Genomic DNA, 25,604 nt, shown 5'->3' on the forward strand with positions numbered 1-25,604 from the left:
ACACACAGACACGATCACCACGATCCAGCCAAACAGCCGGTCCGCTCACGCGGACCGGCTGTTTCGTGCTCGGGGCTCACTCGGGGCTCAGCGGCCTTCCCCGCCCAGCACCAGGCGCAAGGACCGGGCGAGCTCGTCCCGGCGGTACGGCTTGTTCAGGACCGGCAATTCGCCGTGGCCGATGACCTGGCCCTCGTCGAGATTGGCGACGTAGCCCGAGGTGAGCAGCACCTTGATCCCGGGGCGTACCCGCTGGGCCTCGACGGCGAGCTGCGAGCCGTTCATGCCCCCCGGCATGACCACGTCCGAGAACAGGATGTCGATGCGCTCCACGCCCCGGAGATGGCCTAAGGCCTCGGCGGCGTTGCGGGCGACGATGACCCGGTAGCGCAACTCCTCCAGGCTCTCCACCGCCATGCCGAGCACTTGCTCGTCATCCTCGACCAGCAGCACGGTCTCGCCCTCGCCGGCGCGGCGCAACGGGATGGTCCGGAGTGCGCCGGCCCCGGTCTCCTCGTCGGCCGGGTCGGTGGAGCGCGGGAAGTACAGTGTCACGGTGGTGCCGGCTCCAACCTCGGAGGCGATGTCGACGAAGCCGTTGGCGCTGCGGGTGAAGCCGTAGACCTGGCTGAGCCCGAGCCCGGTCCCCTTGCCGACCTCCTTGGTGGTGAAGAACGGCTCGAACACCCGCTGAAGCTTATCCGGCGGGATTCCCGCACCGCCATCGGTGACCGAGACCAGCACGTAGGGGCCGGGCGCCACGCCCTTCTCGGCCACAGCGCCGGTGCCGAGATGGACGTTGCGGCTCGTCACGGCGATCCGGGTGTGACCCGGCCGGCCCTCCATGGCGTCGCGGGCGTTGACGATCAGGTTGAGCACCGCGGCCTCGAACTGTGCGGGGTCGATGCGGATCGGATCGAGCGCGGGGTCGAGGTCGAAGGCGAGCTCCACCGCGCCGCCGGCGGCGCGTTCCGCGAGCGGCCGGAAATCCAGGAGCAGGCGGTTGGGATTGAGCGTCTGCGGCCGCAACATCTGCCGACGGGAGAACGCCAGGAGCTGCTGGGTCAGCTGCTCGCCGCGCCGGGCCGCGCCCATGGCGGCCTCCGCGAGTCGCTTGACCCGGTCGACCTGCTCGGGCCGGCGGAGCACCATGTCGAGCCCACCCACGATGACGGTGAGCAGGTTGTTGAAGTCATGGGCGACGCCGCCCGTAAGCTGGCCGATCGCCTCCATCTTCTGGGCCTGGCGCAGGGCCTCCTCGGTGACGTGCTGGTCGGTGCGATCCATCAGGATGCCGGCGATCCGGGTCGCAGTGCCGGCCGCGTCGTACTTGACCTGCCCCCGCAGGGCGATCCAGCGCACCGCCCCGTCAAGCCGACGGATCCGGCATTCCAGATCGAGCCGGCCGGTCAGGCCGACCGTGGAGAAAGCCCGGTCGACGCCCGCACGATCCTCCTCGACGACGTGGGCCAGGAAGGTATCCCGGTTCCAGAACGCCTGGGGCGCGTCGTAGCCGAACACCGTGTCGAAGCGAAGCGAGCGCCGGGACGCGCCGGTGACGTGGTCGAGGTCCCAGGATCCCATCCCGGCGGCGTCGAGGGCGAAGGCGAGGGTCTCGTGGGCGGTCTCGACCTCCCGGGTCCGCTCGGCCACGCGCCGTTCCAGCCCCTCGTTGGCGAGCCGGAGCTGCTCCCGGTCGCGCTCGCGCTCCAGGAGACGCTCACGCGCCTGGTATTGACGACGGCGCGCCCGCAGGGCCGCGGCCGTGGCGCTGACCAGGGTCTCGGCGTTGATCGGGCGCTCCAGCAGGACCACGTTGCCGAGCCGGGCGAGGAGCTGGGACGCGCGCTGGGAGCGGTGCCCGTGCTGGCGGGTCGCCAGCACGATGAACGGGAAGTCCGACCAGGCGGGCTGCGCCTCGAGCCATGCGAAAAGGTCCGGCGGCCCGGTCTCCCCGAGGGCCTCTTCGGTGACCAGCGCGGCGGCGGCCCCGGCCCGGAGGGCGTCGATCCAGCCGGCGAGGTCGAGACAGATCGCGGCCGGCGTGCCGGCCCGGGCGATCACCTGCTCGGCCACCGCGGCGTCGCGCCCGCGCGGCGCCAGGATCAGGACGCGCTCCTCGTCCTGCGCCAATGCCGTCATGGGGCGCGGCCGTCGGCCGGCGCGTCGCCGGTCAGCATCGCCACCGCGCCGCGATAGGAGGGCAGGCCGGTGAGCACGCCCTCGAAATCGGCCAGGGCCTCGCCGACCTGGATCCCATGCGCCGACAGCTTCATCTCGCGGATGGTGCGCTCGTGCGCGTTGACCCGGCTCTTGACCACGGACAGGGCCGTGCGGACCTCGCCCTTGGCTTCGAAGAACCGGAACAGCAGGATCGAATCGCTGAGATAGCTGAGATCGATGTCGGTGCGGACCTCGCCGATGACCCCGTGCTGCCCCAGGACCAGCAGCGTCGTGACGCCCTGCTGGTTCAGGTAGCTCAGCATCTCGTGCATCTGCAGGATGAGGTACTCCTCGCCCGGCATCGCGTGCAGGTAGGCGTTCAGGCTGTCGATCGCGACGACGCTGGAGCCGTGCTCCTCCACGCTCTGCCGGACCATGCTGGAGAACTCCCCGGGGGAGAGTTCGGCCGGGTCGATCTGCGTGATGGTCAGGCGCCCGGCCGCGATATGCGGGCTCAGGTCCATGCCGAGGGTCGCCGACCGCGCGAGCAGGGTCGCGAGGCCCTCGTCGAACAGGTAGTAGGTGCCCCGCTCGCCGCGCTCCAGGGCGGTCAGCATGCAGCGGATGGCCATGGTGGTCTTGCCCACCCCGGACGGGCCGAGCAACAGGGTGTTGGTGCCGGGCACCAATCCGCCGCCGAGCAGCAGGTCGAGCGCGTCCGAGCCCGTGGAGCGCGCCGTCGCGTCGAACGGCGTGTGGTGCTCGGCCGCGATCAGGCGCGGGAACGCCAGGATGCCGCCGGTCTCCAACAGGAAGTCGTGGTAGCCGCCCCGGTACTTGATGCCACGCATCTTGACGATGCGCAGGCGCCGGCGCTCGGAGCCGAACTCGCGCGGGACCTGCTCCAGCGAGACGACCCCGTGGGCGATGCTGTGGAGCTGCAGGTCGCCCGTCTCCGACGTGCGGTCGTCGAGCATCAGCACGGTGCAGGCCCGCTTGGCGAAGAACTGCTTGAGCGCCAGGATCTGGCGGCGGTAGCGCAGTGGGTTCTGGGCCAGCAGGCGCAGCTCCGACAGCGAGTCGAACACGACCCGCTCGGGCTTCAGCGCCTCGACCCGGGCGATGACCTCCCGGACGGTCTCGCCGAGTTCGATCTCGGACGGGTGGAGGATCGACTGCTCGCTGTCGGGGTCGAGCCCCATCTCGTTGACGAGCTCGTAGAGCTCGATGCCGTCGAGAGACCAGCCGTGGGTCGCGGCGGACGCGCGGAGCTCCTGGCCGGTCTCCGACAGGGTGACGTAGAGCGTCGGCTCGCCCCGGGCCGCGCCCGCGCGCAGGAACTGGAGCGCCAGGGTGGTCTTGCCGGTTCCGGGCGTGCCCTCGAGCAGGTAGAGGCGGCTCGGGGTCAGGCCGCCGCAGAGGATGTCGTCCAGGCCTGGAACGCCCGTCGAGATTCGCGGCGCCGGACAGGCCGGGAACGCCGTTTCGGTATCGGTCATCGGCTTGCCCTACGCTTCCCCCACGGTCCCACGCACCCCCCGGTGCCGCGCGCACGGTAGCGGCCGCGCCATGCCTTGTCAGTGCCATGCCTTGTCAGTGCCATGCCTTGTCAGTGCCGCCCGCGCCGCAGCCGTGAGGCGCCCCGTGCGCCGCGGGACAGCGCGGGGCCTCACGGCTCGATCATATCCCGGATGCGCGCGGCCAGCGCCTCGATCACGAAGGGCTTGGTGAGCACCTGCATGCCGTCGTCCAGGTAGCCGTTGCCCACCGCGGCGTTCTCGGCATAGCCGGTGATGAACAGCACCTTGAGCCCGGGACGGGTCTCGCGGGCGGCATCGGCCACCTGCCGGCCGTTCATGCCGCCCGGCAGGCCGACATCGGTGATCAGCAGGTCGATCCGCACGTCCGATTGCAGGACCTTCAGCCCGGACGGGCCGTCGGCGGCCTCGATCGCCATGTAGCCGAGATCCTCCAGGACCTCGGTCACCAGCATCCGCACGGAGGGCTCGTCGTCGATGAGCAGGACCGTCTCGCCCTGCTCGGCCCGGGGCACCGCGCCGGCATCCGGCACGGCCACCGCGGCGGAGATGTCGCCGTGGAAGCGCGGCAGGTAGAGGCACACGGTCGTGCCCTGACCGACCTCGGAGTAGATCCGCACCTGCCCGCCGGATTGCCGGGCGAAGCCGTAGATCATCGACAGGCCGAGCCCGGTGCCCTGCCCGATGGGCTTGGTGGTGAAGAACGGGTCGAAGGCCTTGGCGATCACCTCCGGGGGCATGCCGGTCCCGGTATCGGACACGCAGAGCGACAGGTACTGGCCGTGCGGCAGGTCGCGCTCCCGGGCGGCGCGGTCGTCGAGCCAGCGGTTGGCGGTCTCGATGGTGATGCGCCCGCCCTCCGGCATGGCGTCCCGGGCGTTGATGCACAGGTTCAGGAGCCCGTTCTCGAGCTGGCCGGGATCGACCAGGGCGGGCCACAGGCCGGCCGAGCCCACCACCTCGATGTGGATCGACGGGCCGACGGTCCGGCGCACCAGCTCCTCCATGCCGTGGACCAGGGCGTTCACGTCGGTGGGCTTGGGGTCGAGGGTCTGGCGGCGCGAGAAGGCGAGCAGGCGGTGGGTCAGCGCCGCCGCCCGCTTGGCCGCGCCCTGGGCGGCGGTCATGTAGCGGTCGAGGTCGGTCAGCCGGCCTTGGCTCATCCGCGTCTGCAGCAGCTCCAGGCTGCCCGAGATGCCGGTGAGCAGGTTGTTGAAGTCGTGGGCGATGCCGCCGGTCAGTTGACCGACCGCCTCCATCTTCTGCGATTGCCGCAGGGCCTCCTCGACCTTCTCGCGCCGGGCGGCCTCCTCCTCGACGCGCCGCTCCAGGGTGGCGTTGAACGCCTCCAGGGCGGCCTTGGCGCGCAGCTCCTCCTCGATGTTGCGGGCCTCGATGACCGTGCCGATCGGCTCGCCGCGCTCGTTGCGGATCGGGCTTGCGGTGAAGCCTACGGGATAGAACGAGCCGTCCTTGTGGACGAAGACCTCCTCGCCCTGCTCGCGCTCGTTCTCCGGGAAGGCCTGGTCGATCGGGCATTCGCAGAGCGGGTAGGGCGATCCGTCCGGCCGCGTATGGTGCACCACGTCGTGCAGGGCGCGGCCCTCGGTCTCCTCCAGGGCGTAGCCGGTGAGCGTCTCGGCGGCGCGGTTCATGTAGCTGCAGTGCTGGCGCTCATCCATCAGGAAGATCGCCTGCGAGGTGTTGTTGAGGATGGCGTCGAGCCGGCGCGTGGTCTCGACCAGGCGCTCCTCGGCGGCCTTGCGGTCGTGGATGTCGGTGACCGAGCCGATATAGCCGCGGAAGCCGCCATCCTCGCCGCGACGGGGCTGGGCCGCGTCGATGAACCAGCGATAGCGGCCGTCGGCGCCGCGCAGGCGGTACTCGACCTGGAACGGCCCGTGCCGGGCGTTGGCGTCCAGGAACGCCCGGGCCGAGGCATCCCGGTCGTCCGGGTGGACCGCGTCGAGCCAGCCGAGGCCAAGGCTCTCCGCCTCGGTCTGGCCGGTATACGCGTACCAGCGGCGGTTGAGGTAGGTGCAGGCCCCGTCGGCGCCGGTCACCCACATCATCACCGGGGCATGGTCGGCCATGTTGCGGAACCGCGCCTCGCTCTCCCGGAGCGCGGTCTCGGCCCGCATCCGGGCGGTGGTCTCCGTGCAGGTGCAGAACACCCCGGCCACCGCGCCGGCCGCGTCCCGGAGCGGCGCGCAGGAGAGGGTGAACCAGGTCTCCTCGTCGTAACCGTGGCGGTTCATGACCAGCGGCCGGTTCTCGACCCAGGTCGCCTCGCCGGCCATCGCCGCCTCGACGAGGGGCGCAAGGTCGGCCCAGATCTCCGCCCAGACGTCCCGGAGGCGCGCGCCCATGGCGGCCGGATGCTTGCTGCCTAGCACATCCGCGTAGGCGTCGTTGTAGAGGAGGCCCAGCGCCGGCCCAACGGCCACGAACATCGGGAATCCCGACCCATGGATCAGGCTCACGGCAGCCGACAGCCACTGGGGCCAGCGCTCGGGCGGGCCCAGCGGCGAGGAGGACCAGTCGAACGCGCGCATGACGGCGCCCGCCGCGCCGCCGCCCGCGACAAGGGCCGGACCGTCCCAACCGGCCCCCCCGTCCTCCGCACGCCCCGTCACCCTCGCCAACCCGGTCTCCTTCAACACGCGCGCCCGCGCCCGCCTGAACCGTAGCAACAACGCCGCTCGGCGGCGGCCGTTCTCGGCCCCGGCGCGGAAGGCTGCCGGGCCCAGCCCTTGTCGCCCCTGCGAAGGGCGGCGCCAAGTCTCCATCCGGAACCCGGATCCGGATCGACGGACTTGCGCGCGCGGCGAGGGGGAAATACTGGCCCTGGCCGGCACTCGCGGGTGCCTGCGGCTTTCGAGCCCGTCCGAATTGCCGTGCGCCCCGTTCCGCGAGGCGCTATTCCCCCCTGAACCACCCCAGCCCCGCCCCGGGCCCTAGGTGAGGCCCGACCTTGGCGCAGCACGCCCGTTCCCTTCTGTTCGTCGCCTACTGGACCGTCTGGACGGCCCTGTTCGTCGCGCCGCTGGTCGTCCTGGCGCTCGCCGGGGCGCCGGCGCGGCCGGTCCGCACGGCGGCGCGGCTCTGGGCCCGCGGGGTCCTGGCGGGCCTGCACGGCATCGTCGGCCTGCGCTACGTCGAGGAGGGGCGCGAACACCTCCCGGCTGAGCCCTGCCTGCTCGTGGCCAACCACCAGTCGACCTGGGAGACCCTGGCCTTCCTGGTGCTGGTCCCCGACGTCGCCATCGTGGCCAAGCGGGAATTGCTGGCGATCCCGGTGGTCGGCTGGTTCCTGCGGCGCTCGCCGATGATCGTGATCGACCGCGCCAACGGCACGCAGGCCCTGCGGGCGATCATCGAGGGCAGCCAGGCTGCCGTCGCGGCGGGCCGCTCGGTGCTGATCTTTCCGGAGGGCACGCGGGGCCGGGCCGGCGACCCGCTGCAGTTCAAGCGTGGCGTGGAGCTGCTGTACGGCCGGCTGCGCCTGCCGGTGGTGCCGGTCGCGGTGAATTCCGGATTGTTCTGGCCCCGGGGCATGGCCACGCGAGCCGGCACGATCGTGGTGAGCTACCTCGCCGCCCTCGCGCCCGGCCTGCCGGCCGCAGAGTTCCTGCGCGGCACCGAGGGCGCGATCGACCGGGAACTCGACCGCTGGCGTCCGGCCGAGGCGCAGGGGCGGCGTTAGGCCCTCGTTCCAGCACCGACAAACAGGGGCTGCGCGCAGGCCGTCCCGCGGCGAAGGAGCCGCCGCCCACCGCGCGGGCCGCCACCGGCGAGCTGGTCGGGTTGGCGAAGACCCGCTTTCATCTGTCCGCCGGGCTTTACCCGAACACGATCGCGGTCCTCGATCAGCGGATCGACGCGATCGGCCGGACCGGCCACCCCCGCAAGCGTATTCTCGCAACAGACGCGATCCACCGAATCAAGGTGGCCTCGGTATTCCCTACCGACGCCGCAATTTGCAACTCACAGTTGCAAAACTGGTTACTTGATGAACCAGGAGGTGTTCATGTCGCTCTCTCCCGCCGCAATCCTCAGCCCCGCGTCGCGCTCCCTCGCATGGCTCGTCGGCCCCGACGCACTCCTATCCACGACCGCCCTCTCCACCGGCCAGCTCGCGAGCCTCGGCCCGATCGCCTCGCTCATCGAGGGCACCGTCGATACCGGCTCCACGGATGCGCGCGGATCGGTGCTGCCCGACGCGGTCAGCGCGACGGCGAACCAGATCGTGCTCGACACCCATGCGCAGCTGGAGGGGCTCGGCCACGCGGTCGCCCCGCTGAACGGGCCGCTGCACGGGCTGACCAATCTCGGCGAGACCGTAGGCCTCGGCCATATCGGCGCGGGCGGCAACCTGATCACCGACCTCACGAGCGCTGGCGCCGACCCGGCCGGGTCCGGCGCGATCCCGTCGCTGCCGAGCGATGCCGGGGCCGTCGCCGCGGCCGCCGGCGCCCTGCTCGGATCGGTCACGGCAGCGCCGGCGAACGGCAACGGCCTGGTCGGGGCCGACGGCATCCTCAGCCCGGCGACCAGCATCCTCAACCAGGCCGTCCTCGATCTGCACACCACGCTGGAGGACGCCGGCCACCAGATCCCGGTGCTGAACGCGCCGGTCCACGCGGTCACGGCTCTCGGCGAGACACTCGGCCTCGGCTATCTGGGTCAGAGCGGCAACCTCCTGACCGACACGCTGGCCCTGCCCGGATCGCTCCTGACCGGCGGCGGCCTGGCGTCGGCCAACCCGGTCCTGTCCGATCTCGGCCACGTCCTCGGCTCGGCCGACACCCTGGTCGGCTCGGTGACCGGGGTCGCCAATGCCGGCGGCCTGCTCTCGTCGGACGGGCTGCTGGCCCCCGTCACCAACCTGGCGAACACCGCGGTGCTCGACATCCACGCGACCCTCGAGAATCTCGGGCACGCGGTTCCGCTCCTGAACGACGCCCTGCACGGCCTGACCCATCTCGGCGAGACCCTCGGCCTCGGCCATCTGGGGCAGGGCGGCAACCTCCTGACCGACGTCGCGGCCCTGCCCGGGGACTTGCTGGGCGGCCAGGGCCTCGGGGCGCTGTCGCCGATCCTCAACGATGTCGGCGCCGTGACCCACGCGGCCGGCGGCCTGCTGGGCGGCGTCACCGGCCTCCTCGGCGGGCTCGGCGGCGATACCGGAGCGCCAGGCGGCAGCCTGCTCGCCCCCGTGACCTCGGCGGTGGATGGCCTGCTCGGCGGGCACGGCGGAACGCCCCTCGACGGGTTGCTGGGCGGCCTCGCCGGTAAAGGCCAGGCGGATGGGATCGGCACCCTGCTCGGACCGAACGCGCCGCTGCAGCCCGTGGCCGGGCTCGCCAACGGGGCGATCGACGCCATCCACGGCGTGCTGGAACAAGCCGGCCACGACGTGGCGATCCTGAACGCGCCGCTCCACGCCGTGATCAACCTCGGCACCGATGTGGGCTTGGGCGAGCTCGGGGAGTCGACCAACCTCCTGACCGACGTGGTCAACCTGCCCGGCGCGGTTCTGAGCGGCAACGCGGCCCCCGCGATCGGGCAGGTCGCCGGCGATGTCGGGCATGTCGCCGGTGCGGCCGGCGGCGTCCTGGGGTCGGTGACCGGGGCCCTCTCCGGCGCCGCCGGCGGCCAGGGCGGCGCGGGTCCGCTCGATGGCGTGCTCGGGACCGTAACCTCGGTCCTGGGCGCCACGGAGGGCGGCGCGGGCGGCAACCCGGTCGGCGGCCTGCTGGGCGGCCTGACCGGCGGCGGCTCGGGCGATGCCGGCCCCGGGACCCACCCGCTGATCGACGTGGCCGCGGGCCCGACCACCGCGACGCCCCTGGCCAACGCGGCCGTGCTCACCCCGGCCGCGGATCCGTCCCACACCGTACAGGCGAGCGCCATCGCGGTGGGTGCCGACCAGCCGAGCCTGGCCACCGCCAGCCTGCTCTCCGGCGACAGCATCCTGCTGCCGCAGGGCAGCGGCGGCGGCGTGGATTCCCTCGTCGGGCAGATCCTGAGCCCGGCCTCGACGGCGCCGGCGGGTGCCGGGGAAGCCGGCGGCTCCCACGGGGCGAGCCTCGATCTCGGGATCGTCACGATCGACCTCGGCAGCCATGCCGACATCCACCACACCGACCCGACTCCGCACTCGGCCGCGGGCGGCCTGCACCTGCTCGGCCTCTGACGACCGGAGCCCCCGCCGCCCACGCGGCGGGGGCTTTTTTTGGGAGGATGTGGAGCCGAGGCTCCGGGGGACAGTCCGTTGACCGACGAACACGTGTTGCGTGCTGCCAAACGCCGGGAATTCCGGGCCGCGATCGGGGCCGGGCGCACCGCCCTGATCACCGTGATGATCGTCAGCGGCCTGATCAACCTGCTGATGCTGACCGCCCCGATCTTCATGCTGCAGGTCTACGACCGGGTGCTGCCGAGCCGCAGCATCGCCACCCTGGTCGGGCTCGCCGGCATCGCCCTGATGCTGTTCGTGATCCAGAGCGTGTTCGAGGTCTTCCGCGCCCGGATCCTGTCGCGGTTCGGCCGCCTGGTGGACGAGCGCCTCGGTCCGCGGATCTTACGGACCCTGCTGGCGCGCGGCTCCGAGACGCCCCGCGGCGACGACGGCCCCCAGGCCCTGCGCGACCTCGACACCGTGCGGGGCTTCGTGTCGAGTATGGCGCTCACCGCCTTCTTCGACCTGCCCTGGGTGCCGCTCTACATTGCGGTCTGCTTCCTGTTCCATCCCTGGCTCGGGGCGGCGATCGCGGCCGGCGCCCTGTTCCTGTGCGTGCTGACGGTCCTGACCGACTGGGCCTCCGCCGAGACCACCCGGGAGACCGTGCGGGTCGCCGGCGAGCGCCGGTCCTTCACCGACATGGCGCACCGGACGGCGCCGCTGCTCTGCGCGCTGGGGATGCGGTCGCGGGTGGCCGACCTCTGGCAGGTCCGGACCCGCCGGAACCTCGACGTCGCCACCTCCGGCAACGACCTGGCCATCGGCTTCGGTGCGGTCGCGCGCCTGCTGCGCACGGTGCTGCAATCCGGGATCCTGGGGCTCGGCGCCTACCTGGTGGTGCGCGAAGAGGCCACCGCCGGCGTCATGCTGGCCGCCACGATCCTGTCGGCCCGGGCGCTCGCGCCGGTGGACCTCGCCATCGCCAACTGGAAGTCGTTCTCGGCCGCCCGGCAGGCCTGGAGCCGGCTCGTGGCGTTCCTGCCCCGGCGGGAGCCGGAGGCCCTGACGCCCCTGCCGGCGCCCCGGGAGAGCGTGCGCGTGACCGCCCTGTCGATCGCCGCCCCCGGGACCGACAGCCTGATCCTGCACGACGTCAACGTCGCCTTGGCCCCCGGCAGCGCGCTCGGGGTGATCGGCGCCAGCGGCTCGGGCAAGTCCACCTTCGCCCGCGCGCTCGTCGGCCTGGCCCGTCCGGTCCGCGGGGTGATCCGCCTCGACGGCGCGGCGATCGACCAGTGGGATCCCGACGCCCTCGGGCGCGCCGTCGGCTACCTGCCGCAGGACATCGAGATGTTCGACGGCACCATCGCGGAGAACATCACCCGGTTCGACCCGGCGCCGGACCCGGAGGCCCTGCAATCGGCCGCGAAGGCGGCGGGCGTCCACGAGGTCGTGCTGCGGCTTCCGGGCGGCTACGACGCCCGGGTCGGCGCCGGCGGGCTCGGCCTGTCGGGGGGCCAGCGCCAGCGGATCGCGCTGGCGCGGGCGCTCTACGGCGACCCGTTCCTGGTGGTGCTGGACGAGCCGAACTCCAACCTCGACGTCGACGGCGACCGCGCCCTGTCGGCCGCCGTGCAGGGCGTGCGCGCCCGGGGCGGCATCGTCGTGGTGATCGCACACCGGCCGAGCGCGCTGGCGGCGGTGGACCGCATCCTGGTCCTGGGCGAGGGCCGCGTGCGCCTGCACGGGCCCCGCGACGAGGTGTTGGCGCAGCTGGGCGCCCTGACCCGGCAGACACCCACGAGGGTCGCATGACGCGGGACCAGGCCTCCGCCGACCCGACCCGCGAGACCCGGCGCTCGCTGCGGCGGCACGTCGTCGGCGTCGCCGCGGTGATCGTGCTGGCCACCGGGACCGGCGCCTGGACGGCCGCCACGGAACTGTCCGGGGCGATCATCGCCACGGGCTCCCTGGTGGTCGAGAGCAACATCAAGAAGGTCCAGCACCCCACCGGCGGCGTGGTCGCCGAACTGCCGATCCAGGAGGGCGCCCGGGTCCTGGCCGGCGACCTGCTGGTCCGCCTCGACGCCACCACCACCCGGGCGACCTACGACAGCGTCACCAAGAGCCTGTGGGAGATCGCCGCCCGCAATGCCCGGCTGGAGGCCGAGCGCGACGGCCGCGAGGAGGTCGCGTTCCCGGCCGAACTCGGCGGAGCCGGACCCGACGTCGCCCGGATCGTCGACGGCGAGCGCAAGCTGTTCCGCTTCCGCCGCGACGCGCTCCAGGGCCAGAAGGCGCAGCTGCGCGAGCGGATCGGCCAGCTGCGCGAGGAGATCAAGGGCTTGGTCGAGCAGGCCGCCGCCAAGGAGCAGGAGACCACGATCATCGGCCGGGAATACGAGGGCGTCGAGGATCTCTGGAAGAAGAACCTGATCCAGCTGACCCGGCTCACGAGCCTGCAGCGCGACATGTCCCGCCTCAAGGGCGAGCGCGGGGTCCTGGTGGCCAACATCGCCCAAACCAAGGGCAAGGTCTCGGAGACCGAGCTGCAGATCATCCAGCTCGAGCAGAACCTGCGCAGCGACGTCGCCAAGGAGCTGGCCGAGAACCGCGCCAAGGCCGCGACCCTGACCGAGCAGCGGATCGCCGCCTTCGACCAGCTCCAGCGCATCGAGATCCGCTCGCCGCAGACCGGCTACGTCCACGAGCTGGCGGTCCATACCCGTGGGGGCGTGATCTCCCCGGGCGAACCGATCATGCTGATCGTGCCGAACGCCGATTCCCTGGTGGCCGAGGTCCGGGTCGCGCCCCAGGACATCGACCGGCTGCAGACCGGGCAGGCCGCCGGCCTGCGCTTCCCGAGCTTCGACCAGCGAACGACCCCGGAGCTCAACGGCCGCGTCATCCGGATCGCCGCCGACGTCAGCGAGGACAAGCGGACCGGCAGCTTCTACTACCTGGTGCGCCTGGGCGTGACCAAGGACGAGCTCGGCCGGCTCGATGGCGCCAAGCTGATGCCCGGCATGCCCGTGGAGGCCTTCATCCGGACCGCCGACCGGACGGTGCTGTCGTACCTGACCAAGCCCCTGGTCGATCAGGCGCGCCGGGCGTTTCGCGAGAAGTAGGGCCGGGCGCCTGTTCGCCGGGCCGGCAAGGATATTGCAACTCTTGATTGCATAATGGAACCGGGCCGCCGGGATCCGGCACAACCGACAGGCCAGCCACCATGCCGATCGACCCAAAGAACCTCGCGCAGACCGCGACCCTGACCTACAGCGCCGAGTTCGACACGCTGCAGCTCTGGAACGGGACCTCGGGCCTCGACACGGCGGGCGGGCCGCAATGGGGCAGCTACGTCACAGCGACCGGGACGCGTCCGTTCAACCAGGAGCAGGAATGGTACCTCCGCGCCGACCATCTCGTCGGCGGAAGCGGCGCGGCTTTGCCGAACCCGTTCGGCGTCCATGACGGCATCCTGACCATCACGGCCGCGCCGTCCGACCCGGCGCTGCTCCCGGACCTCGGCGGCCAGCCCTACACGTCCGGGATGATCAACACGTCCCACAGCTTCAGCCAGACCTACGGCTACTTCGAGATGCGGGCCGAGCTGCCGGCCGGGCAGGGGATGTGGCCGGCCTTCTGGCTGCTGGCGAAGGACGGCTCCTGGCCCCCCGAGATCGACGTGATGGAGATGCTCGGGCACGACTCCGACACGCTCTACACCAGCGTCCACAGCCTGGCGCCCGGCCAGACCGCCGGCGACCACACCCTGAGCCAGGGCACCGCGCACGTCGCCGACATGAGCGGGGGCTTCCACACCTACGGGGTCGACTGGGGGCCCGACAGCCTGGCCTTCTACTTCGACGGCCAGGAGGTCTACCGCACGCCGACGCCGGCCAGCCTGGACAAGCCGATGTACATGATCGCCAACCTGGCGGTCGGCGGCACGTGGCCGGGCGATGCCGACGCGACGACGCCGTTCCCGGCCCACATGAACATCGACTACCTGCGCGCCTACCAGGCCAACCCGAGCAGTGCGGGCGCGAGCCTGGAGCCGGTCTTCCACTTCTACGACGCGTCCACCGGACAGCACCTCTACACGGCCAGCACGGCGGAACGGGACACCCTGACGGGTTCCCAGACGGCCTACGCGTATCAGGGGGTCGGCTGGGCGGCGCCCACCGACACGGCCGGCACCGCGGACGTGTTCCACTTCACCAACGCGGCAACCGGCGACCATTTCTACACGGCCAGCGCCGCCGAGCGGGACGGCCTGATCGGGTCCGGCTCGGGCTACCGCTACGACGGCGTCGCCTTCGAGGCCTACACGGATCCGACCGCGCCCGGATCGGCCGCGATGAACATCGAGCGGTTCGTCAACACCGAGAGCGGCCGCCACTACTACGCGTCGAGCGCCGCGGAGATCACCTATATCGAGCAGGGCCACGCCGGCACCGGCTGGATCGACGAGGGCCACGCCTTCACGCTCCACGCCCCGACCCAGAGCATGTTCGGCCTGTAGCGGCCGGGGTGGGGGAGGGGGACGACCCGGATCGGATCACGATTGCGGCAGCAGGGGCCGGAAACCGCCGTCGTCCGTTATGTTTGCCCGATGCGGCGGGAACAATCGCCGGGGCCGCCTTTTGTGCTGGCGGTCCCACCCGTCGGCCCGGTCCGGATCGCCCGCCGACCCCATCGAGACAGGAGATCGCTGTGCCCGCGGCGCGGAGCGCGACCATGCGCGAGCCCATCCGGCCGGCCGCTCCGGCCGGCGGGATCGCCGACGCACGAGCGACACGCACCTGCCTGGGCCGATTCCGCGCGACCCGATCCTGCATGGTCCGATCCTGCATGGTCCGATCCTGCGTGGCCAGATCCTGCGTATTCCTCGCCCGCGCGACAACGGCATGACCGCCCGGACCGCCCTGGACGTGATCGAGCAGCTGCCCCGGCGCTCGAAGACCGTCGACCGGATGATCGCGGGCCTCGCGGTGATCCTGACCATGCTGGGCATCGCCGTGGGCGCCTCGGTCTACCAGCAGCGCGGCAGCGAGGCCGTGCGCCACGCCCTGGCGGTGGAGGGGCGCCTCGGCCGGGTGCTGTCGGCGGTGCAGGACGCCGAGACCGGGCAGCGCGGCTACCTGCTCACCGGGGACGAGGATTTCCTGCCGCCGTTCCGGGCCGGCCGCTCCAAGGTCAACGGCGAACTCGCCCGCCTGGGCGACCTGCTGCGGGACGACGACGGCCAGCGCGCCGAACTCGACGGCCTGATCCTGCTGATCCGCGAGAAGCTCGGCGAACTTGCCACCACCATCGACCTGTACCGGGGCGGCGACGCCGAGGCGAGCCGGACCCTCGTCCGGGAGGGGAGCGGGCGCCGCCTGATGGACGAGATTCGCACGGTCGTGCGCCGCATGGAGGCCCAGGAGACGGCCCTGATGGAGCAGCGCCAGGCGGCGGTCTCCCGGATCGCGCTGCTGATCTGGGCGGCCCTGGCCGCGCTCGTCCTGGTGCTGATCCTGTTCGCCGTGTCGGCCATGCGCGAGGCGGGGCGCCGCCGCCGGCTGTCGCGCTTCCTGCCGCAGGAGCTGGTCTCGCGCCTGGCCGACGACGACGGCAGCCTGCGGGCAGGCCGGCGACAGCAGGCGGTCATCGCCTTCGTCGACATGCGCGGCTCCACCGCCCTGGCCGAGCGCCTCGACCCGCAGCAGCTCTCCGCGTTCCTGTCCGCGTTCCGGCGCCGGGTGATGTGGACGGCCAAGCTGCACAACGGCGTGGTCGACAAGTTCCTGGGCGACGGCGCCCTGGTGGTGTTCGGCCTGCCCGAGGCGCAGGGCGACGACGCCGCCCGGGCAGTGGCCTTCGCGGGGGACCTGGTCGAGGCCATCGCCCGCTGGAACCGCAAGGGCGAGCACGACGCCACGGTGCGCATCGGGATCGGCCTCCATTGCGGCGAGGTGTTCAGCGGGATCATCGGTGAGGAGGCCCGCTACGAGTTCACCGTGCTGGGCGACACCGTGAACGTCGCCGCGCGCCTTGAGCAGGCGACCAAGGTCCACGGCGTGCAGATCCTGGCCTCGGAGGCGGTCCGGCGGGCCGCAGGCCCGGCCACCGCGGTCTGGCGGGAGGTCAGCCGCGAGCCCCTGCGCGGCCGCCGGGAGCCGATGGCCTATTTTTCCGTCGAGCCCCCGGACCACGCCGAGCCCGCACCGGCCCGCCTGCGCGACGTCGATCCGCTCCCGGAACTGGCGCTGTAGCCGCGCTTTCGAGCCGCGCCGGCAAGCGGCGCGGACGCGACCCACCGAGAGGCCGATGCCGAGCGATCTGTCCTGGCTGCTGCGCCGCGAGACCCTGCTGGCCGGCGCCGTCCTGCTCCTCGGTGTCGCGGCCCTGGCCGCCTGGTATCTCCTGCAGGCGACCGTGCTCACCGTCGCGGTGGCGCCCCGGGACGGCACCGAGCCCGCCCTGATCAAAGCCTACGCGGACGCGCTGGAATCGGGCCGCACGGGCCTGCGCCTCAAGATCCTCGCTTTCGAGGACGTGCGCGAGAGCGCCGCCGCCCTGCAGGACGGTCGGGCCGACCTGGCGGTGGTCCGGCCCGACGTGCTGCTGCCGACCAACGGGCTCACCCTGGCGATCCTGCGCGACCAGGCGATGATCATCGCCTCGCCCGAGCAGGCCGGCATCACGGATTTCCCGCACCTGGCCGGCAAGCGGATCGGCATCGGCACGCACCGAGACGCCGATATCGGACTGCTCAAGAGCCTCCTCGGCTATTACGGCCTGACGCTGGAGCCGGCGGCGGGCGCCGGACCGGGCGACCGCGCGGTCGTGCTCGTGCCGGTCGCCGAGGATGGCGTGGCCGGCGCGCTGCGCGAGAAGCGGATCGACGCCTTCATCAGCATCATTGCGCCCTCCGCGCCCAAGGCGCTCGATCTGGTCGCGGCGTTCCGCTCGGTGGCGCGCGGCGGCAAGGTCGCGTTCGTCGCCGTGGCGGACGACGACGCCGTGATTGAGCGCTTCCCCAAGCTCCAGGCGGTGGCCATCCCGGGCGGCCTGTTCGGCGGCCGGCCCAAGCTTCCGGCCGACGACGTGAAGACGGTGGGCGCCTCCTACCGGCTGATGGCCCGCGCATCCCTCAGCCGTGCCGTGGCGGCCGACCTGACCCAGCAGCTGTTCGAGAAGCGCACGCAGGCAGCCAACGCCACGGAGGCGGCCGATTACGTCCAGGCCCCGTCCTACGAGACCACGGTGGCGGCCACGAGCGCCCGGATCCCGATCCACCCGGGGGCGATCGACTACTACGAGCGCGAGCAGCACGGCTTCGTCGAGCGCTACGGCGACACGCTCTACCTGCTCGGCGCGCTCGCGGGCGGCCTGGTCTCGGTCCTGGCCTGGATCCGGCAGCGCCTGGCCGGCCTGCGCCGCGAGCACATCGACGAGATCGTGGAGCGGCTCCTGGAGATCACCGAACAGGCCCGCGCGGCCCAGGACCCGGCGGCGACCGCCGGGCTGACCCGCGAGGTCGACCGCCTGGCCGGCGACGCCGTCCGCTACGCCCGCGAGCGTGCCCCCGACGCGGCCACGATGTCGGCCGTCGCCATCGCCCTCGACACCGCCCGGGCGACGATCGCGGACCTGCGCCGCCACGCCGCCGCGGACTGACCGGGCCGGGATGGCTTCTGCGCCGCGTTGGGGAAGCCGGGGGCGCCGGAGCGGGGCGCTACGGGCGGCAGCGCGCGACGACGCGCCGGAGGGACTCGCGCTCCCGGGCCAGCGCGAACAGGTCTGCCCGGGCCGCGCCGCACGCGGCCAGGGTGTCCAGGAACCCGGGCTCTTCCTCGGCGCGCAGGAGCAGGGAGGCCAGGGCGGCCTCGTCGAAGACCGGGAAATAGCCGGGATAGGCCGGCCCCAGCAGGCCGCGCGTGCCGGGGATGTCGGAGGCGATCACCGGCAGGCCGGACACGAGGGCTTCCGACACCACGTTGGCACCGCCCTCCTGCTGAGAACTGAGGACCATGACGCGCCCCCGGGTCAGCCACCGCCGAACCAGGGAGCCCGGCCGGTCACCGAGCCACAGGTAGCGCGGATTGTCGGCCATCTCGGCGCGCGCCCGGTCCGCCCAGACCTCCGAGGAGGCGCCGCCGAGATGGACGATGCGCGTGCGGGACCGGGCCGGAAGCCGCCGGGCGGCGCGGGCGGCGCAGAACGGGTCCTTCTCGGTGCGCAGGTGCCCGACGACGAGGACCTCGAAAGCCGCCGCCGATACCGGCCAGCGCTGTCGCCGCGGCAGGGCGGACTGGAACACGACGTCGAGCTTGCCGCGGTGGCGCTCCGGAAGCGCGGCGGGGATCAGGTCGTGGAGGCCGATCAGGCGGTCGGCCAGATCCAACGCGTGCAGCGTCGGCCCGGGGTCCGCCGCGAGATAGTGGTAGACGTCCGTGCCGGTCAGGGCGACCACCAGCGGCCGGTCGGGGTGGCGGGCCTTGAAGCGCGCGATGGACCCGGCGCTGCGCCAGGCGTGCAGGGCGAGCATCAGATCGGCGTCCGCATCCTCCCCGTAGGCCGTCGTCACCTCGACTTGGTGTCCGAGATCGCCGAGGATGCGCGCCCAGCGGGTCGCCGTTGTCCGATTTCCGGCGCGGGACATTCGCGCAGCCGGCGTGATGAGACTGATCTTCATGGTCTCGACAGGCTTCCAGGACGTTTGATGCGCACACCGGTTTCCGCTGCCGACCTCGTGGCCATGCTGCAGGATGCCCGGGCGCGAACGCTCGAACTGGTGGCAGGCCTCGATCGTGACCGCCTCATGGGGCCGAAATCTGATCTCGTGAACCCGCTCCTGTGGGAAATCGGGCATCTCGCCTGGTTTCACGAACATTTCATCCTGAGAGCGCTCGACGGGCAGCCGCCGCTGATGGCCGAGGCCGACGCGCTCTACGATTCCGCCCGGGTGCCGCACGCGACGCGCTGGTCGATCCCGCTGCCGGCGCTGCCGGAGACCCTGGGCTACATGGCGCGGGTCCACGAGGCCCTGATCCGGCGTCTGGCCGACCGCGAGCCGACAGGCGAGGAGGCCGACCTCTACCAGCTCGTCACCTTCCACGAGGACATGCACGACGAGGCCTTCACGTACACGCGCCAGACGCTGGGCTATCCCGCGCCGGCCTTCGCCGCATCGGCCAGCGCCCGGTCCGCGGGAACCGGCCCGTGGCCGGGCGACGCCACCGTGGGCGGCGGAACCTGGCGGCTCGGATCCGAGCCCGGGGGCTTCGTGTTCGACAATGAAAAATGGGCGCATCCGGTGCCGGTCGCGCCGTTCCGCATCGCCCGCGCGCCGGTGACCAATGCAGAGTTCGCGGCCTTCGTCGCGGATGGCGGCTACCGCGCGGACACCCACTGGGACGCGGACGGGGCGGGTTGGCGCGACGGCTGCGGGGCCGCGCACCCGGCCTACTGGACGCCTCACGGCGCGCGGGACTGGACCGTCCGCAGGTTCGACCGGGACGCGCCGCTGGCGCCCGACGAGCCGGTCGTCCACGTCAACTGGCACGAGGCCAACGCCTATTGCCGCTGGGCCGGCCGGCGCCTGCCCACGGAGGCGGAATGGGAGGCCGCCGCCGCCGGAGCGCCGGCGCGCGATGGGACGCTCGGTGGCACCAAGCGCGGCTATCCCTGGGGCGATGCCCCGCCCACGGCCGACCGCGCCAATCTCGACGGCGGCCATCTCGGCTGCGTCGACGTCGCCGCCTACCCCGCGGGCGACAGCGCCTGGGGCTGCCGTCAGATGCTCGGCAACGTCTGGGAATGGACCGCGAGCCCCTTCCTGCCCTTTCCCGGCTTCGCGCCCGACGCCTACAAGGAGTATTCGGAGCCGGCCTTCGGGACGCGCAAGGTCCTGCGCGGCGGCGCCTGGGCGACCCGCTCGCGCATGGTCGACACCGGCTATCGCAACTTCTTCGGCCCGGAGCGCCGGGACGTGTTCGCCGGCTTCCGCACGGTGGCGCTTTAGGGCGCTTGCCGCCGAACTGGATACCGGTTCGGTGCAAGCGGCCCAGACGAGGTCGAGGCCGCCCCGTGCCCCCTCAGGCCTCGACGCGGATCCCGGGGGCGCCGGCCTCGAACCGCCCCACGATGGCGGCCTGCGCGAAACCCGCGGCGCGGACCTGGGCCAGGATCGCCTCGGCACGCCCGGGCGAACAGGTCACGAGGAGGCCGCCCGAGGTCTGGGGATCGGTGAGGATGTGGCGGCGCCAGTCCGGCAGATCCTCGGGCAGGGTGACCTGGCCGCCGAAACTCGCCCAGTTGCGGTGCGAGGCGCCGGTGACGAAGCCGTCCCGCGCCAGCGCTTCGGCCCGGGGCAGGAGCGGGATCGCGCCGGCCGCGACGACGAAGGTCAGGCCGGCGCCGCGGGCGAGTTCGAGCCCATGCCCGAGGAGGCCGAAACCGGTGATGTCGGTGATGGCATGGACCTCCGCATCGCCCGCCAGATCTGCCCCGACCCTGTTGAGACGCGTCGTGGTGGCGACGAAGTCGGCATAGCCCGCGGCGTCGAGGGCCTCGCGCTTGATCGCGGCGGCGTAGATGCCGACGCCGAGCGGCTTGGTCAGGATGGCCACGTCGCCGGCTCGCGCGTCGGCGTTGCGCCGGATGCGGGCACGGTCGCACAATCCGATCACCGCCAGGCCGTAGATCGGCTCCGGGGTATCGATCGAGTGGCCGCCCGCGATCGGGATGCCCGCCTCGGCGCAGGTGGCGGCCCCGCCCTTCAGGATCCGGGCGACGATCTCGGGGGCGATCTTGCCCACCGGCATGCCCAGGATGGCGAGCGCGAGGATCGGCTTGCCGCCCATGGCGTAGACGTCGGAGATCGCGTTGGTGGCGGCGATCCGACCGAAATCGTGGGGATCGTCCACCATCGGCGTGAAGAAGTCCGTCGTGGCGATGAGGCAGGTCCCGTCATCCAGGGCCCAGACCGCCGCGTCGTCGGCCGTCTCGTTGCCCACGAGCAGGCGCTCGAATGGGCCGGCCACCGGCTGGTCGGCCAGCAGCGTGCGCAGCACCGCCGGATCGAGCTTGCAGCCGCAGCCTCCGCCATGGGCGAGGCTGGTGAGGCGGACCGGAGGCGTATCCATGGCTGAATCCTGTGGCATCGAGAGCTGTGACAACTGACGGTTCGGAACGGGTCCTACCAGACAAAAGCGGGCATCCGGTACAGACCGCCATCAGGCCGGCACAGCGCGGGCGCGTCGCACCACCACCCGGCTCGTGCCCGCCTCGTGCCCGGATCGGTGCAGCGCAGGCGGCGGCCGGGCCGAAGCGCGCGGTGCAGGACCGCATTGCGGCCACCGCCTCCGGGCGGCCCGTAGGCGCACGGCATCGTCCCGCAGGATCCATCATCGACAGAAGGGGCCCCGATCCGGTGACCGGGAGCGGCTCCCAGTCCTCGATTCAAGGCTCTCGCTGACGCCGAACCGGTATCCACTTCGGCGGCGCGCGCTTTAACGCCCGCATGAGCCGTCAATTGATTGGACATCGGCGTGCGCTTGAGGGTGTAGAGTGTCGGAACACGGGTGGGGACGGCGATGCTGAGACGGACGTTGAACGGGGCGTTGCTGGCGGGACTGGGATGCCTCGTCGCATCCGGCCCCGCGGGCGCGCAGGAGCGCGCGAAACCGGCCTTCGTCTTCACCGGCATTCCCGACCAGGACGAGAGTCGTCTCGTGGAGCGCTTCGGCAAGGTCGCGCGCTATCTCGAGGGCAAGCTCGGCGTCCCCGTGACGTACATCCCCGTGAAGAACTACCCGGCGGCGGTGACGGCCTTCACCAACGGCCAGGTGCAACTCGCGTGGTTTGGAGGCTTCACCGGGGTGCAGGCGCGCAAGGCCTCGCCCGGTGCGCAGGCGATCGCGCAAGGCGCCGAGGACGCGGCCTTCAAGACCTACCTCATCGCCAACACGAAGACCGGCCTGGCGAAGTCGGCCGACTTCCCGAAGGCGGTCGCCGGCAAGACGTTCACGTTCGGCTCGCGCGCCTCGACCTCGGGTCGCCTGATGCCGGAGTATTTCATCCGCGCGGCGTTCCCGGGCAAGACGCCCGAGGAGGTGTTCTCCCGCGTCGGCTTCTCCGGGGACCACACCCGCACGATCCAGCTCGTCCAGTCCGGAGCTTTCGAGGTCGGGGCGGTCGACTACTCGGTGTGGGACTTGGACGACAAGGCCGGCAAGGTCGACCACACGACCGTCGGCATCATCTGGGAGAGCCCGCCGTTTCCCGACTACCAGTGGACCGTGCGGGGCGATGTCGACGCGATCTACGGCGCCGGCTTCACCGAGACGCTGAAGGCGGCCCTCGTCGGCATCACCGATCCGGCGATCCTGGCGCCCTTCGCCCGCTCGAAGTTCATCCCGGTCACCAATGCCGCCTATGAGCCGATCGAGCGCGTGGCGAAATCCACGGGCTTGCTGGACTGAGACGAGCGCAGCGCGGTGAACGCCGGATCCCGACCCGAGCCGGAGATCGTGCTGTCTGGCGCCCAGGCGGCCTATGACGGCAAGCCGGTCCTGTTCGGGGTGGACCTGACCATCCGGGCCGGCGAGCGGGTCGCCCTGATGGGCCGCTCGGGGGCGGGCAAGTCCACCCTGCTCGGGCTCATCCACGCCCAAGCGCGCGCCCGCGCCGCGCTGATCCCGCAGGCGGCGGCCCTGGTGCGGACCCTGTCGGTCTTCCACAACGTCTACATGGGCCGGCTCGACCGGCGCTCGACCCTGCACAACCTGCGCACGCTGGCGTTTCCGGCCCGCGCCGACCTGGCCGAGATCCGGGACATCCTCGGGGAGATCGGGCTCGCCGGCGAACTCCACGCCAAGGCCGGCGCCCTGTCGGGCGGGCAGCAGCAGCGCGTCTCGGTGGCGCGCGCGCTCTACAACGGGCGCCCGATCCTGATCGGGGACGAGCCGGTCTCGGCCCTGGACCGCGCGCAGGGCGGCCTCGTCCTGGAGCGGCTGGCCAGGCGCCACCGGACCCTGGTGCTGGCGCTCCACGACATCGCCCTGGCCCTCGCGCACACGGACCGGATCGTGGTCCTCGATGCCGGGCGCATCGTGCTCGACGCGCCCGCCCGCGACCTCGACGAGGCGGCCCTCGCCCCGTTCTACGGTCAAGCCTCGTGAGCGCCCTGCGCCGGATTCCCGGCTGGGGCTACGCGGCGGTGACGCGCTGGTTTGCAGCGGGTGCGCTGGCCGCGCTCCTGGCAGCCGACCTCGCAGTCAGCAGCCTGCATCCCTGGGCCGACCTCCAGCGCCTGCTCGGCGGCCTGATCCATCCGGACTTGCTGGCGGTGGACATCTGGAGCGTCGTGTACACCGTCGCGTTCGCGATCCTCGGGGTGACGGCGGGGGCCGGGGCCGGCTTCGTCCTCGCCATTCCGTTCGCCAGAATCCGGGGCGTGCGCCTCGTCTGCGCCGGCCTGCGCTCCGTGCACGAGCTGTTCTGGGCGCTGCTCCTGATGCAGGTGTTCGGCTTGTCGGCCCTCACCGGCATCCTCGCCATCGCGCTGTCCTATGCCGGGATCTGCGCCAAGGTCTATTCCGAGATCATGGAGGAGGCCGACCTGTCGGCCCTGCGGGTGCTGCCCGAGGGGACCGGTGCCCTCTCGGCCTTCGCGTACGGCCGTCTTCCGGATGTCGCCGCGGCCTTCCGACACTACACGCTCTATCGGTTCGAGTGCGCCATGCGCTCGACCCTGGTGCTCGGCTTCATCGGCCTGCCGACCATGGGCTTCTACCTCGAATCCGCCTTCCGGCAGGGCCGCTACGCCGAGGCCGGCGCCCTGCTCCTCGTGTTCTACGCCCTGATCGGCTCGCGCCGTCTCTGGATGCGGCTCTCGACCCTGCCCCTCCTTCTCATCGTCAGCGTGCTCGCCCTTCCGCGCACCGTCGGGACGACGCACTGGCTCTCCAGCCTGGACCGCTTCCTGACGCACGACATCGTCCCGAGCCCGCTCCGGTCCGGCGCGCTCCTCGACCCGGCGACCTGGAGCCGGCTCGGGCTCTGGTTCCAGCCGATCCTCACCCAGCAGATCCTGCCGGGCGCCGTCCAGACCCTGGTGCTCGCGCAGATCGCGCTGGTGGCCACCGCCCTCGGCGCGCTGCTGCTGTTCCCCCTGGCCTCGCGCCGGTTCGCGGGGCCGATCGGCCAGCCCTTCGGGCGCGTCCTGCTCGTGATCGTGCGCTCGACGCCGGAATACATGCTGGCCTACGTGCTGCTGCAGCTGCTCGGGCCGTCGATGCTGCCGGCGATCCTGGCGCTGACGATCCACAACGCGGGCATCGTCGGCTACCTGATGGGGCGCCACGCCGACGACCTCGCCTACCGTGCCGACGCCCCGACGGGCCTGAACCTCTACAGCTACGAGACGGTGCCGCGGCTCTATGGGCAGTTCCTCGCCTACCTGCTGTACCGCTGGGAGCTGATCCTGCGCGAGAGCGCGATCTTCGGCATCCTCGGCGTGGCGACGCTCGGCTTCTACGTCGACGCCGCGATCTCGGAGCTGCGCCTCGACGTCGCCGTGCTGCTGATCGTGGCGACCGCCGTCCTGACGATGCTGGTGGATGCGCTGTCCAGGGCCCTGCGCCGGTCCCTGCGCCTCACCGACCTGCCGATCCGCCTCTCCGCGCCGCGGCACGGATCCGCCGCGACCCCGCCCCTCCGGGCGGCCTGCTCCTGACGGGCTTACGCCCCTTCACGGCCGCCACGCGGCGACCGGCCGCGGCGAGGAGCACCGCCGGCAGGGCCGGGGGATCCGGCTGGATCGGCCCGGGGGGCCGACAAGCCTCTTAGGCCGGCAGGACCACCACCTTCGTCTTGACCGGCGTGCGCGCGTAGAGGTGGATCATGTCCTGGCTGAGCAGGCCGACGCAGCCGCTCGTGATGCCGGAGCCGATCGTCTCGGGATCGCTGCTCGCGTAGATCGTGTAGAGCGTGTAGGCGCCGTTCTGGTAGAGATGGAGCGTGCGGGCGCCGAGCGGGTTGTCGAGGCCGCCCGGCATGCCGCGGGCATACTTGGCGGCCTCGGGCTGGCGCTTGATCATCTCCCGGGGCGGCGTCCAGGTCGCCCATTCGGATTTACGGCCGACGTAGGCGTCGCCGCTCCACAGGAACCCATCGCGGCCGACATTGGCCCCGTAGCGGGTGGCGGATCCGTCACCCTCGACGCGGTAGACGTAGAAGTTGCGGGGATCGACGACGATCGTGCCGGCCGCCTCCTTGGTGTCGTAGCGGACCGTCTGGCGGAAGTATTTCGGATTGACCTTGCTGACGTCGGCGGCCGGGATCGGGAATTTCTCGTCGGGCATCGGCCCGTAGATCTTCGCCGCCTCGGCCAGGATCAGGCCATCGGATGTCGCGCAGCCACCGAGCCCGAGCGCGCCCAGGCCGACGGCCGAGCCAGCCAGAAACGACCGGCGGCTGAGAACTCCCGTCTGACGCCCGCGCAGGCCGACCGCATCCCCGTCGCCGCCCTCGGCGCCCCGACCGTCCATGATCATGATCCCGGACTTCCCATGAGCCGCGGCCCGATACGGTCACGCCCGCGGCCGATACCAATCGTGCGTCCTGCTCAGCTGAGCTTGACAACACCTGTCCCGCCTGGAAGCGCGGCTATTACGTCGAGAGTATGGCCAAGCCTGTACAGCGCTCGGATGCGGCGATCG

17 protein-coding genes are annotated in these 25,604 nt (G+C 72.0%); 11 read left to right on the forward strand and 6 right to left on the reverse strand.

Annotated elements, in window-relative coordinates:
* Window positions 1–87: 87 nt before the first annotated feature.
* From AC0IY0_RS25555 to AC0IY0_RS25565, 3 genes are all read right to left on the reverse strand, one after another.
* Complete coding sequence (locus AC0IY0_RS25555; RefSeq protein ID WP_471766091.1) at window positions 88–2,142, reverse strand: ATP-binding protein; 2,055 nt, start codon at window positions 2,140–2,142, stop codon at window positions 88–90.
* Window positions 2,139–3,662: an ATPase domain-containing protein gene (locus AC0IY0_RS25560; RefSeq protein WP_471766092.1), complete on the reverse strand. Its 1,524-nt coding sequence runs from the start codon at window positions 3,660–3,662 to the stop codon at window positions 2,139–2,141. The genes AC0IY0_RS25555 and AC0IY0_RS25560 overlap by 4 nt, the downstream gene beginning before the upstream one ends.
* A 170-nt stretch (window positions 3,663–3,832) precedes the next feature.
* Window positions 3,833–6,337, reverse strand: coding sequence for a PAS domain S-box protein (locus AC0IY0_RS25565; RefSeq protein ID WP_471766109.1), 2,505 nt, complete (start codon window positions 6,335–6,337; stop codon window positions 3,833–3,835).
* 338 nt (window positions 6,338–6,675) lie between these two features.
* On the opposite strand from AC0IY0_RS25565, the gene AC0IY0_RS25570 reads away from it, so the two are divergent.
* From AC0IY0_RS25570 to AC0IY0_RS25600, 7 genes are all read left to right on the forward strand, one after another.
* Window positions 6,676–7,407, forward strand: coding sequence for a lysophospholipid acyltransferase family protein (locus AC0IY0_RS25570; protein ID WP_147907629.1), 732 nt, complete (start codon window positions 6,676–6,678; stop codon window positions 7,405–7,407).
* Between the two features lie 324 nt (window positions 7,408–7,731).
* Window positions 7,732–9,900 (forward strand): hypothetical protein, encoded by a 2,169-nt coding sequence (locus AC0IY0_RS25575; RefSeq protein WP_471766093.1) that lies wholly within the window; start codon window positions 7,732–7,734, stop codon window positions 9,898–9,900.
* A 78-nt stretch (window positions 9,901–9,978) separates the two neighbouring features.
* Window positions 9,979–11,703 (forward strand): type I secretion system permease/ATPase, encoded by a 1,725-nt coding sequence (locus AC0IY0_RS25580; RefSeq protein ID WP_471766094.1) that lies wholly within the window; start codon window positions 9,979–9,981, stop codon window positions 11,701–11,703.
* Window positions 11,700–13,016: an HlyD family type I secretion periplasmic adaptor subunit gene (locus AC0IY0_RS25585; RefSeq protein ID WP_147939868.1), complete on the forward strand. Its 1,317-nt coding sequence runs from the start codon at window positions 11,700–11,702 to the stop codon at window positions 13,014–13,016. Before AC0IY0_RS25580 ends, AC0IY0_RS25585 begins: the two co-directional genes overlap by 4 nt.
* Before the next feature lie 101 nt (window positions 13,017–13,117).
* Window positions 13,118–14,413 carry a family 16 glycosylhydrolase gene (locus AC0IY0_RS25590; protein ID WP_471766095.1) on the forward strand — a complete coding sequence of 432 codons (1,296 nt, stop codon included), beginning with the start codon at window positions 13,118–13,120 and terminating at the stop codon, window positions 14,411–14,413.
* A 385-nt stretch (window positions 14,414–14,798) separates the two neighbouring features.
* Window positions 14,799–16,148 (forward strand): adenylate/guanylate cyclase domain-containing protein, encoded by a 1,350-nt coding sequence (locus AC0IY0_RS25595; protein ID WP_471766096.1) that lies wholly within the window; start codon window positions 14,799–14,801, stop codon window positions 16,146–16,148.
* Between the two features lie 55 nt (window positions 16,149–16,203).
* Window positions 16,204–17,556 carry a TAXI family TRAP transporter solute-binding subunit gene (locus tag AC0IY0_RS25600; RefSeq protein WP_471766097.1) on the forward strand — a complete coding sequence of 451 codons (1,353 nt, stop codon included), beginning with the start codon at window positions 16,204–16,206 and terminating at the stop codon, window positions 17,554–17,556.
* Between the two features lie 58 nt (window positions 17,557–17,614).
* Here the strand turns inward: AC0IY0_RS25600 and senB are convergent, their stop codons facing one another.
* The gene (gene senB, locus AC0IY0_RS25605; RefSeq protein ID WP_471766098.1) at window positions 17,615–18,574 is read right to left on the reverse strand and encodes a selenoneine biosynthesis selenosugar synthase SenB; all 960 of its coding nucleotides are present in this window, start codon (window positions 18,572–18,574) and stop codon (window positions 17,615–17,617) included.
* A 27-nt stretch (window positions 18,575–18,601) separates the two neighbouring features.
* Here senB and senA point away from each other — a divergent pair, with 27 nt between their 5' ends.
* Complete coding sequence (senA, locus tag AC0IY0_RS25610; protein ID WP_471766099.1) at window positions 18,602–19,903, forward strand: selenoneine synthase SenA; 1,302 nt, start codon at window positions 18,602–18,604, stop codon at window positions 19,901–19,903.
* A 73-nt stretch (window positions 19,904–19,976) separates the two neighbouring features.
* On the opposite strand, the gene selD is transcribed toward senA, so the two are convergent.
* On the reverse strand, window positions 19,977–21,026 hold the full coding sequence (selD, locus tag AC0IY0_RS25615; protein WP_471766100.1) for a selenide, water dikinase SelD: 1,050 nt from the start codon (window positions 21,024–21,026) through the stop codon (window positions 19,977–19,979).
* 450 nt (window positions 21,027–21,476) lie between these two features.
* Between selD and AC0IY0_RS25620 the strand changes: the two genes are divergently transcribed.
* Genes AC0IY0_RS25620 through AC0IY0_RS25630 form a run of 3 tightly spaced genes read left to right on the forward strand, consistent with a single transcriptional unit; the run spans window position 21,477 to window position 24,619 of the window.
* On the forward strand, window positions 21,477–22,364 hold the full coding sequence (locus AC0IY0_RS25620) for a putative selenate ABC transporter substrate-binding protein (protein WP_147907639.1): 888 nt from the start codon (window positions 21,477–21,479) through the stop codon (window positions 22,362–22,364).
* 15 nt (window positions 22,365–22,379) lie between these two features.
* Complete coding sequence (locus AC0IY0_RS25625) at window positions 22,380–23,063, forward strand: ATP-binding cassette domain-containing protein (RefSeq protein ID WP_471766101.1); 684 nt, start codon at window positions 22,380–22,382, stop codon at window positions 23,061–23,063.
* Window positions 23,060–24,619 (forward strand): PhnE/PtxC family ABC transporter permease, encoded by a 1,560-nt coding sequence (locus AC0IY0_RS25630; RefSeq protein WP_471766102.1) that lies wholly within the window; start codon window positions 23,060–23,062, stop codon window positions 24,617–24,619. Before AC0IY0_RS25625 ends, AC0IY0_RS25630 begins: the two co-directional genes overlap by 4 nt.
* A gap of 109 nt (window positions 24,620–24,728) precedes the next feature.
* Here the strand turns inward: AC0IY0_RS25630 and AC0IY0_RS25635 are convergent, their stop codons facing one another.
* Window positions 24,729–25,439, reverse strand: coding sequence for a L,D-transpeptidase (locus AC0IY0_RS25635; protein WP_147907641.1), 711 nt, complete (start codon window positions 25,437–25,439; stop codon window positions 24,729–24,731).
* Window positions 25,440–25,604: the final 165 nt, after the last annotated feature.

Source organism: Methylobacterium sp. AC315 (assembly GCF_979253755.1).

Excerpts from the sequence above, each read along its gene's own strand:
- AC0IY0_RS25555 (WP_471766091.1), bottom strand. The coding sequence starts at position 2,142 with ATGACGGCATTGGCGCAGGACGAGGAGCGCGTCCTGATCCTGGCGCCG.
- AC0IY0_RS25560 (WP_471766092.1), bottom strand. The coding sequence starts at position 3,662 with ATGACCGATACCGAAACGGCGTTCCCGGCCTGTCCGGCGCCGCGAATC.
- AC0IY0_RS25575 (WP_471766093.1), top strand. The coding sequence starts at position 7,732 with ATGTCGCTCTCTCCCGCCGCAATCCTCAGCCCCGCGTCGCGCTCCCTC.
- AC0IY0_RS25585 (WP_147939868.1), top strand. The coding sequence starts at position 11,700 with ATGACGCGGGACCAGGCCTCCGCCGACCCGACCCGCGAGACCCGGCGC.
- AC0IY0_RS25590 (WP_471766095.1), top strand. The coding sequence starts at position 13,118 with ATGCCGATCGACCCAAAGAACCTCGCGCAGACCGCGACCCTGACCTAC.
- AC0IY0_RS25595 (WP_471766096.1), top strand. The coding sequence starts at position 14,799 with ATGACCGCCCGGACCGCCCTGGACGTGATCGAGCAGCTGCCCCGGCGC.
- AC0IY0_RS25600 (WP_471766097.1), top strand. The coding sequence starts at position 16,204 with ATGCCGAGCGATCTGTCCTGGCTGCTGCGCCGCGAGACCCTGCTGGCC.
- senB (WP_471766098.1), bottom strand. The coding sequence starts at position 18,574 with ATGAAGATCAGTCTCATCACGCCGGCTGCGCGAATGTCCCGCGCCGGA.
- senA (WP_471766099.1), top strand. The coding sequence starts at position 18,602 with ATGCGCACACCGGTTTCCGCTGCCGACCTCGTGGCCATGCTGCAGGAT.
- selD (WP_471766100.1), bottom strand. The coding sequence starts at position 21,026 with ATGGATACGCCTCCGGTCCGCCTCACCAGCCTCGCCCATGGCGGAGGC.
- AC0IY0_RS25620 (WP_147907639.1), top strand. The coding sequence starts at position 21,477 with ATGCTGAGACGGACGTTGAACGGGGCGTTGCTGGCGGGACTGGGATGC.
- AC0IY0_RS25635 (WP_147907641.1), bottom strand. The coding sequence starts at position 25,439 with ATGATCATGGACGGTCGGGGCGCCGAGGGCGGCGACGGGGATGCGGTC.